The sequence below is a fragment of the Deltaproteobacteria bacterium IMCC39524 genome, assembly GCA_029667085.1.
In the GTDB taxonomy this organism is placed as follows: Bacteria; Desulfobacterota; Desulfuromonadia; order Desulfuromonadales; family BM103; genus M0040.
This window is the reverse complement of sequence record JARUHJ010000003.1, coordinates 23,242-36,481: the sequence shown is the minus strand read 5'-3', so window position 1 is coordinate 36,481 and position 13,240 is coordinate 23,242. Positions and strand designations below refer to the sequence as shown.

The window sequence follows — 13,240 nt, the reverse complement described above, 5'->3', positions numbered from 1 at the left end:
TTCAAGATTGTAGCCTCGGCCTTCCACTGCTTGCCACCCCACGCACTCACATGCTAAGGTGCACAAGTATCTGGTTGGCCGGGTTTTTCCCGGCTTTTTCTTTCGATCAAGCAAGTAAAAATGACGCACGTCCACACACCACAAAAAATCGAGCTGCTTGCGCCCGCAGGTAGCCTCGAAGCTTTTTTCGCTGCCATGGAATTCGGTGCTGATGCGGTTTATGTCGGCCTCAAGGAATTCTCTGCGCGAGCCAAGGCCAAAAACGTCAATCGCGATGAGCTGGAGCGCATGGTCGGTTATGCTCATGCCCGGCAACGCAAAGTCTTTCTCACCCTGAATACCCTGGTTAAAGAAAAAGAGCTTTCCCATCTGATCGATGTTCTCGCCGCCGTTGAAGCAATCGGTGTTGATGCCGTGATCCTCCAGGATATGGGCGTCTGGCGTCTGGCCAAGCGGCATTTCCCCGGCATTGAGCTGCACGCTTCGACGCAATTGACGATCCACAACGCCGCCGGGGTCAAAATGGCGGAACGTCTCGGTTTCTCCCGCGCTGTGCTGGCCCGAGAACTGAGCCTCAAAGAAATTTCCGTAATCAAGAGCGAAACCAGCCTCGATCTTGAGCATTTTATTCACGGTGCCCACTGCTTTTCTCTCTCCGGGCAGTGCAGTTTCTCCTCCTGGCTCGGAGGTCTGAGCGGCAATCGCGGCCGCTGCGCACAGCCCTGCAGGCGGCGTTATCATCATAAGGGCAAGGACGGTTACTACTTCTCACCCAACGATCTTTCGGCGATCGAGCTTTTGCCCGAATTGGCTGCTGCGGGTGTGATGAGTTTCAAGATTGAAGGGCGCATGAAGAGCGCCGAGTACGTGGCCAAGGTTGTCGAGGCTTACCGTACGGTGCTCGATGCCTCCGAACGCGAGCGTTCGACGGCGATCGTTACCGCCAAGGAACTGCTTAAGGATTCTTTTGGCCGCCAACCGACCCGCGGCTTCTTGCCGGGCAACACTCCAACGGATATCGTTAACCCCGGAGTTCATGGCGCCACCGGCCGCTTGATCGGCTCGGTTGCGCAGTGCCAGGGTGGGCTACTGACCTTTGTTTCGCGCGATCCGATCCATCTCGGTGATCGCCTGCGCATCCAGCCGGCGACGGACAAGCCAGGCACGGCCTTTACCATTCGTGACCTGCGTCTGGCAGGAAAAGAGGTCACCCGGGCCAATAGTGGCGAACGGGTTGCGGTCGGCTGCCCGCCTGACAAGTCGTTCCGTGCCGGGGATCGCGTTTTCAAAGTCTCTGCGGGACAGGCTTTCAACCTGAGTCAGTCTGCCTGCCGCAAACGTTTGGAAAGTGTCACTCCAGGCAAGGCGGTGATTGATCTCTCGATCCATATGCCGACCAGCGATCGCATTGAACTGACCGCTGCCTGTCATGGCTTGTCATTAGCACGCAACTTTAGCGTGGAGACCTTCCCGGCCAAGGATCGGCCCCTGTCGCAGGAGGTTCTGGCCAAGGTCTTTGGCAAAACCGGGCAGTTGCCACTCGCTCTGGGTCCTCTCGAATGTGGCCCTTTGCCTGCCGTGGTTCTGCCGCTCAGCCGACTCAACGCGGTTCGTCGTGAGTTTTACCAGGAGTTGGCGGAACTCCTCGAAGCCCGTCAGCACGAGGCTCGCACCGATCACCGTCGTCAGGCGATGGCCGATCTGGCCCCGGCAGGAACGGCTCCGGTTTCCCCGCCTCGCTTTGCCGTGGCAAGCAGCAACCTGCATGATCTTTCTTTGCTCAAGCAGAAGGGTGTGCATGAGTTGATCCTGCCGCTTGCGCCCGGTTGCTCTAACAAGCTTGGTGCGGGCGGACGCACCGCAAAACATACGGAGCAGGTCCTCTGGGATTTGCCCCTGGCAATTTTTGACGCCGACTGGTCTGCTTTTCAAACAGAGATCAAGCTCTTGACCGAAGCGGGTTTTAAACGCTTCCGGTTGCAGAATATCAGCCAGCTGGTTCTTTTTGACGGTATGCAAGGCCTCTTGCTGGAGAGCGGCTACCGCTTGTTCACCACCAACAGCCAGGCTGCACTCGGTTGGGGCGAGCTGGGCCTTTCAGGCGCGACTCTCTACGTTGAAGACGATCGCGAGAACTTTTCGGCGTTGCTCAACCGGGAGACCGGCCTGCCCTTGACGATCACCGCTTACGCCAACCTGCCGATGATGACCTCGCGCATTCCCTTGAAAGGGGTCAAGTCTGATCAGCCGATCGTTTCTGATCGCGATGAGGCTTACCGTGTGGATCACCGCAGCGGCTTGACCGTGGTTCGCCCGGAACAGGATTTTTCGCTGATCGGGCATCTCGCCGAATTGCACAAGATGGGCTGCCGTCGGTTCGTGGTCGATCTCTCTCACCTGGGGGCGTCTTCCGCCGAGGCCCGTCGTGTGCTGGCTGCCTTTGAGCAGGATGAACCCCTGCCGGGCACATCGAACTTCAATTATCTGCAGGAAATGATCTAGGGACAGTCCCTTTTTCCGCAATCAGAGTTTGTCACAAGAAGACCTAATTAAAGATTGGATTTGAAACAACATGGAACAGATTGAAATATTGACAACCAATGCCCAGGTCGCAGAATTGGCCGAACTTCTGGCCAAAGAGACGACGATCGCCGTCGACCTGGAAGCAGACTCAATGCACAACTACCAGGAAAAAGTCTGCCTGATCCAGGTTTCAACAGAGCAGAAGACGGTCTTGATCGATCCTCTTGCGGCCACAGATCTCAGCCCTTTGCACGCGGTGTTTAGCAACCCGGAGATTCGTAAAATTTTCCATGCGGCTGATTACGATCTGCGCAGCTTAAAGCGGGATTTCAATCTGACCATTGATGGCCTCTTCGATACCATGATCAGCGCGCAATTGCTTGGCGAGGAGCGCATCGGCCTTGCCGATCTGCTGCGAAAATATTTTTCTGTAGAGCTCGACAAGAAATACCAGCGTGCTGACTGGTCACAACGGCCTCTTCCTGCCGAAATGGTGCGTTACGCTGCCGAGGACACCTGTCACCTGCATCGTCTGGTGGAGATTTTCGAAAAACGTCTTGAAGAGAAGGCTCGTATCAGCTGGGCAATGGAAGAGTTTGCCCTGATGGAGGACGTCCGTTTCGCCGAAGTCGATGGCCCGATCTGCCTGCGTTTTAAAGGTGCCGGAACCTTGTCGCCACGTGAACTCGGTGTGTTGGAAAAGTTATTACAATGGCGTGAAAAAGAAGGGGAACGCCTGAATCGACCGGTTTACAAGGTGATAGGCAACAAGTCGTTGCTGGCCCTGGCTCTGCGCATGCCGAGGGATAAAGCCAACCTGAAGGGCCTTGAAGGTTTGTCGCCACGCCTGATCGAAAGGTATGGGCGCGCCCTGATGTCTGCGGTTCGTGAAGGGCTGGAAACAGCGGAGGCTGAGCTGCCTAAATTCCCCCGCCTGCCACGCCGGGGAGCCAAGGATCCGAGCATCGAAGAGAGGGTCAAGACGCTCAAGAAGTGGCGGCAGGAGCAAGCTGCCAGGTTGGCGCTGGATCCGGGCGTTCTGATCAACAACGCGGCCCTTGAAGGCCTGGCCGCTGCCAATCCTCAGTCGACACAGGCCCTTGATGAATTTGTCGGCCTGAAGAACTGGCAGAAAAAAGAGCTGGGAGAAAGCCTGCTGGCGACTCTGGCCCGATAAAGGATGTCCTTCTCATGAAGAAACTGCACACCTTCACTTTAGCCGATCGTGCTGAAGCCGGCCTGCTCAAAGAGCTGCTGGAGCGCGAAGGTGTGACCTGCCTGATCCGTAATGAACAGCTTTTCGCCGCCCTCGGCGAAATCCCTTTCCTCGAATGTTGCCCCGAGCTCTGGGTGGTCGACGATGAAGTCTGGCCGCGCGCCAAGTCTTTGCTCGCGAACTGGTTCAAAAAAGAAGAGGCTGCGGCCTGGCGCTGTGCCGGTTGCGGAGAGGACCTGGAGGGGCAGTTCGGCTCGTGCTGGAAGTGCGGGACATCACGGGACGCGTGATTAAACGGCAGCTTTAATCGTTCGCCTTTCCCGCAAGTCTCTAACTTGTCTCCTTGACAGTTTGCACCCCTTTGATAAATAAGAACTATCTAAGGAGGATTCTATGAATCTTTGTCGATGGTTCGGGCTCCTTTTCGCGATTATGTTCATAATGACCGGGTGTTCCGGTCTTCTGCCCAACGGTCATCGCTGGGGAGAGGATGTAACCTTAAGACCGGGTTGGGGAAAGGTCAAAGTCTCGGCCTGGAATGCTCTCAAGTCACCAGAGGTTTGGGCCCCTGCAGCAACAGCTTTGGCTTTGCAGGTCGAGGACTATGACGGACGGCTCTCGGATTGGGCCCTCAGACATAACCCGGTCTTTGGTAACGAGGATGATGCCAGCGACGCCAGTGATAACCTCAGGGCGGCGACCTATGTGGCCTATGGGGTTTCCTTTCTTGCCGCGCCGAGTGGCCCTGTTGGCGGAGACTGGGCTCTGGCGAAAGCCAAGGCCCTTGGGGTTGGACTTGCCGCCTATGGCCTGACTGATGCTACGACCGACTTGCTTAAGGATTCAACGGGTCGCGATCGCCCTGATAAACGAAATGATCGCAGTTTTCCCTCCGCACACGCCTCCCAGGCTTCTGTTTACGCTATTCTTGCTGATCGCAATGTTCGAACCATGAATATACCGCGCTGGGCGAAAATCACTTCCAAGGCTACCCTCACCGCCATCCCCCTGGCCACCGGTTGGGCTCGCGTAGAAGCCGCCAAGCATTACCCTGCCGATGTTCTGGCGGGTATCTCTTTAGGCCATTTTTTTGGTATGTTCATCAACGATTTGTTTATGGGGATTGATCAGGAAGTGTTCCAGTTGACGGTCCAACCCGGGCGGGAAGACTTGTATGCAGGGATATCCGTTCGATATTGAAGCAGCTTCTGGCAAAGAGCGGGAACCGGAGGGACGTGTTCGGTTAATAGTCTAAAGAAAAAACTTCATGTCGCCGTCGTTCTTCGCCATTGTATGGCCCTCGTTGAGAGCGCATTCGGTCTCGACCGAGAACCGTCCATCCATCAGAACGTTTAAAAAACAACAGTTGCTTGTTAAACATCAAAAACTGCAACTCGTCTTTGCTAACCAATTCTTCATGACCATCTTTAAGGACTACAGGAATAAGCATCGGAGAATCCTCTCTGTCTAGGAACCGGCCCCAGCTTGGCATGGCGAAAGTCTCTGCCAGCCGCCGTTTTTTTTACAAGCTGTTTTAGTTAGTGCCTACGCTCTGGAATGCTATAAACGGTCCCCCTTTCCTTACTTCTCAGTGGGTCTCGACCGACAATAGCCCATCCCCCAGATCTTTCAAACTTGCTGACTTTATTGTGCTCAAGCAAAACATCTAATGCCTCAATGGCGACTTGGCAAATCGTACCATCTTTCAGTTCAACATTAATTAATGGCTCCATTGCGACCCTTTCTCACCTTCTGCAAAAAGGTGATCTTTTCCGTCCTTGCTGTCGCGGCGTTTGTTGCACAAAAAAAGGCCGTGTCCATCGGGCACACTAAGCTTCGACAGTTGGCCATCTTTGTGTTGTTTTACAGGAATAACGGCCCACCCTCTCTCGTTCAATTGAGAAGGGTTTCCTAACATTGTGAGACGTTAACTCAGGCCTCTGTATTGTCAAGAGATGACAACCCGAAATATAACTAAAGGGTGCAGAGAATTATACGAAGGGCTGTGTTGTAAACATGAATTTTATTGAAACGTATGGGCGGGAGTCCATCAGGGGCTTGTCGCTCTGCACGAAACGCGAAAAGAGCCTAAGTATTTGACCGCTCTTTCACAGCTTGGTCTGCCATTGTCGCACATACTCATACATGACCACCGAGGCGGCGATACTGGCGTTAAGACTCTGGACACTGCCAAACTGGGGAATGGTCAACTTCTGCATGTCCGGATAGTCCTGCAGGTCAAAACTGAAACCAAACTCTTCATGGCCCAGAATAAAGGCACTCTTTTGCGGCAGTTCCGCTGCACAGAGAGATGTCGCGTCATCTGGGCTGAGCAGGAAAAAGCGGTAGCCCTGTTCGCTTAATTGCGCATAACACTCGCTAAAAGACTCATGGAAGACGGCCGGAACCTTGCGGAAAGAGCCCTTGGCGGGAGCCGGATCAAAGGCATCGATATTGACAAGGTGCACAGCGCCCGCGCCAAAGGCTTCAGCGCTGCGGAAGGTTTTGCCTACGTTGAAGCTGGGTTTGAGTTGATCGAGCACCAGAACGAACGCGTGTTCACCCGGTTTTGCCAGGACGTTGCGCTGGCGTTCCTTGTTGTAACGCAGCAGCATGTTGCGGCGATTCTCTTTTTTGCTCATAAAGGGTGAAACTCCGAGGCGCGTCGCGTGTAGCGGGAAACGCGGAAAAGCTAACCGAGGCTTTGTGGTTTGTCGCGCTACTCGCTACGCGTTTCGATCATCTGGTTTTCCCGGGAATACCCGCTTCCGTCATCGGTCGCGGATCGAGCAATCTCTGCAACTCTTCTTCCGGTAAGACGTCCTCGGCTATCGCAACTTCGCGTACCGTTCTGCCTGTTTCATGGGCCTGCTTGGCGATGGCCGCGGCCTGGTCGTAACCGATCACCGGAGCCAGAGCGGTGCACATGGCCAGGCTCTCTTCAATCAGACCCTCGCAACGCTCGCGATCGGCTTCAAGGCCCTGCAGGCAGCGTTCGTTGAACTGGTCGGTTGCGTTGGCCAGCAGTTCGATCGATTGCAGCAGGTTGTGAGCCATAACAGGCATCATGACATTTAGTTCAAAATTGCCGCTCATGCCGCTCAGGGTGATGGTGGTGTCGTTACCGACCACCTGGGCGCAGACCTGCATCAGGCTTTCAGCCATTACGGGATTGACCTTGCCTGGCATGATCGAGCTGCCCGGTTGAACGGCAGGTAACTGTAACTCGCCGAGGCCGCAGCGGGGGCCGCTGGCGAGGAAGCGGATATCGTTGGCGATTTTGAAAAGGGCCGTCGCTGTGGTTTTCAGCGCACCACTGGCGGCAATCACCTGTTCTTTACCGCCCTGGGAAGCAAAGTGGTCTTTGGCTTCACGCAGGGGCAGGCCGGTGACCTCTGCTATCCCGGCAATCACACGCTGGGCAAATTCCGGATGGGTGTTAAGGCCGGTACCGACGGCTGTGCCGCCGAGAGGCAACTCGCAGAGACCGTCCATAGTGCGTTCCAGTTCGCTGATGACCAGCGCCACCTGGCGGAAATAGCCGCCAAAAACCTGGCCGAGACGGATTGGTGTGGCGTCCTGCAGGTGGGTGCGGGCGATGGTCACGATGTCGTCAAACTCACGGGCTTTTGCGCCCAGAGCTTTGCGAAGCTCGTCAAGCTTTGGCAGTAATTGTTCCTTGATCTCCACAGCCGCGGCCAGATGCATGACGGTGGGGATCACGTCGTTGCTTGATTGGCCGTAGTTGACATGATCGTTGGGGTGGACGGTTCTGCTGCCGAGGGGCTCATCAAGCAGCTGACAGGCGCGGTTGGCGATGACCTCGTTGGCGTTCATGTTGGTACTGGTTCCGGAGCCGGTCTGGAAGACGTCGAGAGGGAAATGATCGTCCAGGTCACCGATAATAACCTCTTCCGCCGCATCCATAACGGCGAGCGCTACGCGCTCGTCAATCAGGCCAAGCTCGCGATTGACCTTCGCCGCATGTTCCTTGACCATGCCGAGGGCACGCAGGAAAGGGCGGGGAAAGACGATCCCGGAAATAGGGAAATTATCTCTGGCGCGAGCCGTTTGAGCGCCGTAGAGGGCTTCGGTAGGAACCGTCATGCTGCCCATGGAATCGGTTTCTTTGCGGGTTGCAGACATTTTTTACTCTCCTTTTGTGCCTTTAGAGAAGGTTTGTCTGTTATCGTTTCAGGAAAGACATCTTCTTGAAATCATTAGCTCTTTTATCTCTTCAGCATATCAATAGTGAGGCTTCTGTCAATGAGATAGATGAGCGTTTAGGCTCTTCAAAGAGTTTTTAGTATCACTAAATTTTTCTCTTGGTTAGAATGAACCTTCATGTCGACTCTCGCCTTTACATTGATTCTTTTTTCTGCCTTTATGCACGCGCTCTGGAACCTGCTGGTCAAACGCAGCAAGGATAAGACCGTCTTCATCTGGTGGATGTTCGTAACCTCGGGAAGCTTGATGGTTCTGGCGCTGCCGATGGCCGGGCCTTTCCCGCTGCCCTCATGGCGCGTTATTGGTCTGGCTGCCGTTGGTGCGGCTTGTTTCATGCTCTACCACCTGTTCACCGGTCGCGCCTATCGTAGCGGTGATCTGTCGCTGATTTATCCTTTGGCGCAAACGTCAATGTTCTGGGTGCCGATCTGGGGTGTGCTCATTCTTGGAGAAAAGGTTTCCGGGCTTGGCACGGCAGGGATCGGCCTGGTCTTGTTCGGGGCTTATTCGATTCAGCTGCGGGCCTTGGCCTGGAGTGAGGTGATCAGACCTTTTCGCAATCTGCGCGACCCGGCGGTGATGGCCGCCCTGGCTGCCGGTTTTATCTATTCGATCGGTTCGGTGATCGACAAGACCGGTGTCATGCTCTACTCACCCTTCCATTTCACCTTTTTGCTGGTCGATTTCATGCTCTTGTTCATGACTTTGAATGTCATTCGGCCAAAGTACCGCGGGCGGGTCATGGCTGAATTCAGGCACAGCCGTTTTCTGGTCATTCTCTCGGGGCCGGTCATTATGGCCTCCTTCCTTTCCTTTCGTTACGGCCTGCAAATGGCACCGATGAGCTATGCAGTACCTGTCCGCCAGGTCAGCCTGCTGATCGGCGTCCTGATCGGTGTGCTCTTCCTTGGTGAGACTTGTGGTCGTATCCGTTTAATTGCAACCCTGTTGGTTCTCGCTGGCGCTGCTTTGATCCGCCTTGGTTAAAAAATCTGCCACAGAGACACGGAGTCACAGAGAAACGCAAACGAACGTGAAGCTGAGTTTGTTTCTTTAATTCAAATAAAGATCGCCGTTGTTGTAAGTTCATAAGCTATCTTTTCGTATTGAAAGATTGCATAGAAGAGTTTTTCCATTTAATGTTTCCTCTGTGTCTCCGTGTCTCCGTGTCTCTGTGGCAAAGGTCTTTCATGAAAAATATCGCAAACTTCCTCTTCGAAGCTGGCATGCTCAAGCGTACGCCACGTACCGGATTCCAGTTCCTTGGTTCTGGAGCGGAATCGGTGGCCGAGCATATCTTCCGTACCAGCTTGATCGGCTACACCCTGGCGCAACTCGATGAAAAAGCCGATGCCGGTCGGGTTGTCCTGCTCTGTCTTTTCCATGACATCCCCGAAGCACGCACCGGCGATCTCAACTATGTCAACAAGAAGTACGTCAAGGTTGATGAGCGCAAAGCGGTCGAAGATTTGGCCCGCACACTGCCCTTTGGTGATGATTACCGAAGTCTGCAGCATGAGTTCATGGCCAAGGAAACCCGTGAAGCCCGCATTGCCCACGACGCTGATCAGCTGGAAATGATCCTGGCGCTCAAGGAATATAAAGATCTCGGTAACCGCTACGCGGATGAGTGGTATCCGGTTACTCTTAAACGCTTGCAGACGGGTGTGGCCAAAAACCTGGCAGAAACGATCTGGGAGACTGATTCCACCCGTTGGTGGTTTGATGATGATACCGAATGGTGGGTTCGCGGTGAGCGCGATGATGCGAAGCCTTGACCCGGAATCCCATAAGTGCTAGAAATCCCCACTTATTTAAAAAACCGGAGCAAGGTGAATGGTAAAAGGTTCAGGGAAAGACACCCTTAACCCTTAACCTGTGACCCTTGACCCAGAATTGCGGAGCAATTCCCATGCTCGACCTTAAATTTTTACGCGAAAACCTGGACGAAGTCGAACGCCGCCTGAATACCCGCGGTGGTGCCGTTGATCTCGGTGATTTCCGCAACCTTGATGATAAGCGGCGCGCTTTGCTCAGCGAGGCGGAAACGCTCAAGGCGGAACGTAACCAGGTTTCAGCCCTGATCGGTAAGACCAAGGACAAGAGCCAGGTCCAGGGCGAAATCGTCCGCATGAAAGATGTGTCGGCACGTATCAAGGAGCTCGATGAAGAGCTGCGCCAGGTTGAGGAAAGCCTGAAAAGCTTGTTGCTGACCCTGCCGAACTTGCCCGACGAAGTCTGCCCGATCGGCCAGTCTGAAGAAGACAACCCGGAAGTTCGTACCTGTGGCGAACCGAACCAGCTAGGCTTTGAGCCGAAGGCCCATTGGGACCTTGGTGAAGATCTCGACATCATTGATTTCGAACGCGCCACCAAGATCGCCGGTGCCCGCTTTTCCCTCTCCAAGGGAGCCGGTGCCCGCCTTGAACGAGCGTTGTCCAACTTCATGCTCGACACCCACACGAGGGATGATAAATATACTGAAGTACAGACCCCTCTCATGGTTAATCGCGACACCATGACCGGAACCGGGCAGCTACCGAAATTTGAAGCGGACCTCTTCCACATGGATGATCCGGACTATTTCCTGATCCCAACCGCCGAAGTGCCAGTGACTAATATCTTTCGCGACGAGATCCTCGACGGGGCACAGCTGCCGATCTGCTACACGGCGCATACGCCCTGCTTCCGCAAAGAAGCCGGTGCCCATGGCCGCGATACCCGAGGCCTGATTCGCCAGCACCAGTTCAACAAGGTCGAGCTGGTCAAGTTTGTCCGTCCGGAAGATTCCGAAGCTGAGTTGGAAACGCTGCTGGCCGATGCAGAAGGTATCCTGCAGGCTCTCAAGCTGCCCTACCGGGTGGTTGATCTCTGCACCGGCGATATCGGCTTCTCTGCAGCCCGCACCTTCGATATCGAAGTCTGGTTGCCAGCCCAGCAGGCTTACCGTGAGATTTCGTCCTGTTCGAATTTTCGCGATTTCCAGGCGCGTCGCGCAAGTATCCGTTTTCGCCGGGAGGCAGGCAGCAAGCCGGAATTCGTTCATACCCTGAATGGTTCGGGTCTGGCTGTCGGTCGTACCCTGGTTGCGGTGTTGGAAAACTACCAGCAGGAAGACGGTTCGGTGGTGATTCCGGAAGTTTTACGTCCTTATATGGGCGGTATTGAAAAAATCGGTTGATTACGATTCGCAGTTTGTATTACAAATGCGGGTCTAGATAAATAAAAACGGAGGAGTGGCCGAGAGGCCGAAGGCGGCGGTCTTGAAAACCGTTGATGCGCAAGCGTCCGTGGGTTCGAATCCTACCTCCTCCGCCATTTTCATATTTGTTCTGTTTTTTTGAATTCACAACAGAGCAAACGTTGCAAGACGAGCGATTGAAAAACGCGGACGACAGCATTACACTGTGCGTCCGCAAAAATTGTGAATAGCGGAGAGGTGACCGAGCGGCCGATGGTGGCACCCTGCTAAGGTGTTGTACGGGCAACTGTACCGAGGGTTCGAATCCCTCCCTCTCCGCCAGTTTTATGTTAAGCTTGAAAAGGCTTGACTTTAATCTGGATGTAAGCGATAAACCGTGTTCGTTTGCGCCGCTAGCTCAGCTGGATAGAGCGTCTGACTACGGATCAGAAGGTCGGGAGTTCGAATCTTCCGCGGCGCGCCATTTAAGATTAGGGAGTTAGACAATTTGTCTAACTCCCTTTTTGTTTCTCAAGTTTCGGTTGAGCAATAGAATTGGCAATCAGTAATAGAATTTCATCAGCACCTCTTTGAAAGTCTTGGATGCTGGCGACTGGGAGCGAGATTTTAAGTTCGCCAGCCAAATCTGCCTGTCCACAGTCAAACCATCGACTTTGACCTTACAAATCTCTCCCGCACCAAGATTATGGTTTACGGAGAGCTCAGAAACAAAAGCGCACCCGAATCCTTCGGCAACAGCCTGTAACACAGCCTCGTTACTGCCGAGTCGTGCGCCGATCGTGAGCTCTTCCGGATTCAGGCCTCGATGGCTTAATGCATCATGCAAAGCCTGCCCACTACCCGAGCCCTCTTCACGGACTACGCAGGGTTCAGAGATAAGTTCGGCCAGGGAGAGTGAGTCCCTTTTTGCCCAACGGTGGTTCGGGCCGACGATGAGTGTCAACGAATCAGCGATGAGGGGAGTGAATTCGATCTTCTTTGTACTCAGGTAACTGCCGACTACGGCGAGTTCAATTTCTGATTTTTCGAGACAAGCGATCATCTCGCGGGAGTCACCTGTCAACATGGTGAGGGTGATCCCGGGATGTTTCTGCTTCAGTGCAGGCAATACCGGCGGGATCAGATAATTTGCCGGAACATTGCTGGCACCAATCTTCAGCAGAGTATTCTCCAGCCCCTGAAAGCTGGCCATCGATTGGCGCAACACATCACGCTCCGCGAGAATCCGCCTGGCGTGGACAAGAAACTTCTCTCCTCCTGCAGTCAGAACGACGCCGCGGCCAATTCGGTCAAACAGCTCTGTGCCCAGTTCATTTTCAAGAGCTGCCATATGCTGACTAACGGTTGACTGGGTTAAGAGGACAGCTTCCGCGCCTCGCGAAAAACTGCCTGTTTCGGTAATGGCAATAAAGAGCTCAAGCTGACGAAAATTCACACGCACTCCTATTGAGATAGTCAATACCTGATATTTACAATATCGAAATTATCGGTTTGCTTATCCGATGTCAATATCAGATACTTTTTGCACCTTGGGAAGCAACTGAACACACACAATCATTGCAAATTATCTTGAAAGGAAAAACCTGTGAAAAAAATTATCTTCTTGTTGGTGGGGATTCTCGTTATTTCAACTTCTGCTATGGCGAGAGATTATCAGTATATCAGTGCTGCAGAACTGCAGAAAAGGATTGAGACAAACCAGCAGGGTCTTTTGCTTGACATCCAGGTCGAAGACGAATTTTCTGAGCACCATATCGAGAAGGCCATTGCGACCTACGCTTACCCGGTTAAATCGGAGCAGGACAGGCAGAAGCTACAGGGGGTTGTAGAGCAGGCGAAAGCAAGCATGGAGCCTGTCACGATTATCTGTCCCCGTGGCGGAGGCGGAGCGAAACGGACTTATGACTATCTTAAAGAACAGGGAGTTTCTGAATCCCGCCTGCTCATCCTTGAGGGAGGCCAGGCAGAGTGGCCCTATTGAAGACCTTCGAATCGGGGGCACAACGACTCAATACTGAACAAATAGATCCTAAATGTTAGATGCTTGGCGCAAAAGAAGAACTCGATACTGA

General features: G+C 53.7%; 11 protein-coding genes and 3 tRNA genes. 11 read left to right on the top strand and 3 right to left on the bottom strand.

Going from position 1 to position 13,240, the window contains the following annotated elements; genetic code table 11:
• The first annotated feature begins 120 nt into the window (after window positions 1-120).
• From P9J64_08280 to P9J64_08265, 4 genes are all read left to right on the top strand, one after another.
• Window positions 121-2,502, top strand: coding sequence for a U32 family peptidase (locus P9J64_08280; GenBank protein ID MDG5468313.1), 2,382 nt, complete (start codon window positions 121-123; stop codon window positions 2,500-2,502).
• Window positions 2,503-2,572: 70 nt separating this feature from the next.
• Window positions 2,573-3,700 carry an HRDC domain-containing protein gene (locus P9J64_08275; GenBank protein ID MDG5468312.1) on the top strand — a complete coding sequence of 376 codons (1,128 nt, stop codon included), beginning with the start codon at window positions 2,573-2,575 and terminating at the stop codon, window positions 3,698-3,700.
• Window positions 3,701-3,714: 14 nt separating this feature from the next.
• The gene (locus P9J64_08270; GenBank protein ID MDG5468311.1) at window positions 3,715-4,029 is read left to right on the top strand and encodes a DUF2007 domain-containing protein; all 315 of its coding nucleotides are present in this window, start codon (window positions 3,715-3,717) and stop codon (window positions 4,027-4,029) included.
• A 103-nt stretch (window positions 4,030-4,132) separates the two neighbouring features.
• A complete protein-coding gene (locus tag P9J64_08265; protein ID MDG5468310.1) occupies window positions 4,133-4,939 on the top strand; it encodes a phosphatase PAP2 family protein in 807 nt (268 codons plus the stop codon).
• 908 nt (window positions 4,940-5,847) lie between these two features.
• On the opposite strand, the gene P9J64_08260 is transcribed toward P9J64_08265, so the two are convergent.
• Complete coding sequence (locus P9J64_08260; GenBank protein ID MDG5468309.1) at window positions 5,848-6,381, bottom strand: TrmH family RNA methyltransferase; 534 nt, start codon at window positions 6,379-6,381, stop codon at window positions 5,848-5,850.
• Window positions 6,382-6,478: 97 nt separating this feature from the next.
• Window positions 6,479-7,885 carry a class II fumarate hydratase gene (locus tag P9J64_08255; protein MDG5468308.1) on the bottom strand — a complete coding sequence of 469 codons (1,407 nt, stop codon included), beginning with the start codon at window positions 7,883-7,885 and terminating at the stop codon, window positions 6,479-6,481.
• A 198-nt stretch (window positions 7,886-8,083) separates the two neighbouring features.
• Between P9J64_08255 and P9J64_08250 the strand changes: the two genes are divergently transcribed.
• The 6 genes from P9J64_08250 to P9J64_08225 all read left to right on the top strand — a co-directional run bounded on the left by P9J64_08250 (window position 8,084) and on the right by P9J64_08225 (window position 11,631).
• A complete protein-coding gene (locus P9J64_08250) occupies window positions 8,084-8,953 on the top strand; it encodes an EamA family transporter (protein MDG5468307.1) in 870 nt (289 codons plus the stop codon).
• 203 nt (window positions 8,954-9,156) lie between these two features.
• Window positions 9,157-9,744: an HD domain-containing protein gene (locus tag P9J64_08245; GenBank protein MDG5468306.1), complete on the top strand. Its 588-nt coding sequence runs from the start codon at window positions 9,157-9,159 to the stop codon at window positions 9,742-9,744.
• Window positions 9,745-9,878: 134 nt separating this feature from the next.
• The gene (gene serS / locus P9J64_08240) at window positions 9,879-11,147 is read left to right on the top strand and encodes a serine--tRNA ligase (protein MDG5468305.1); all 1,269 of its coding nucleotides are present in this window, start codon (window positions 9,879-9,881) and stop codon (window positions 11,145-11,147) included.
• Window positions 11,148-11,196: 49 nt separating this feature from the next.
• Window positions 11,197-11,284, top strand: a tRNA-Ser gene (locus P9J64_08235).
• A gap of 115 nt (window positions 11,285-11,399) precedes the next feature.
• Window positions 11,400-11,489: transfer RNA gene (locus P9J64_08230), tRNA-Ser, on the top strand.
• 65 nt (window positions 11,490-11,554) lie between these two features.
• A tRNA-Arg gene (locus tag P9J64_08225) sits at window positions 11,555-11,631 on the top strand.
• Between the two features lie 78 nt (window positions 11,632-11,709).
• Here P9J64_08225 and P9J64_08220 read toward each other — a convergent pair.
• On the bottom strand, window positions 11,710-12,603 hold the full coding sequence (locus P9J64_08220) for a selenium metabolism-associated LysR family transcriptional regulator (protein MDG5468304.1): 894 nt from the start codon (window positions 12,601-12,603) through the stop codon (window positions 11,710-11,712).
• A 150-nt stretch (window positions 12,604-12,753) separates the two neighbouring features.
• Between P9J64_08220 and P9J64_08215 the strand changes: the two genes are divergently transcribed.
• On the top strand, window positions 12,754-13,149 hold the full coding sequence (locus P9J64_08215; GenBank protein MDG5468303.1) for a rhodanese-like domain-containing protein: 396 nt from the start codon (window positions 12,754-12,756) through the stop codon (window positions 13,147-13,149).
• Window positions 13,150-13,240 lie beyond the last annotated feature (91 nt).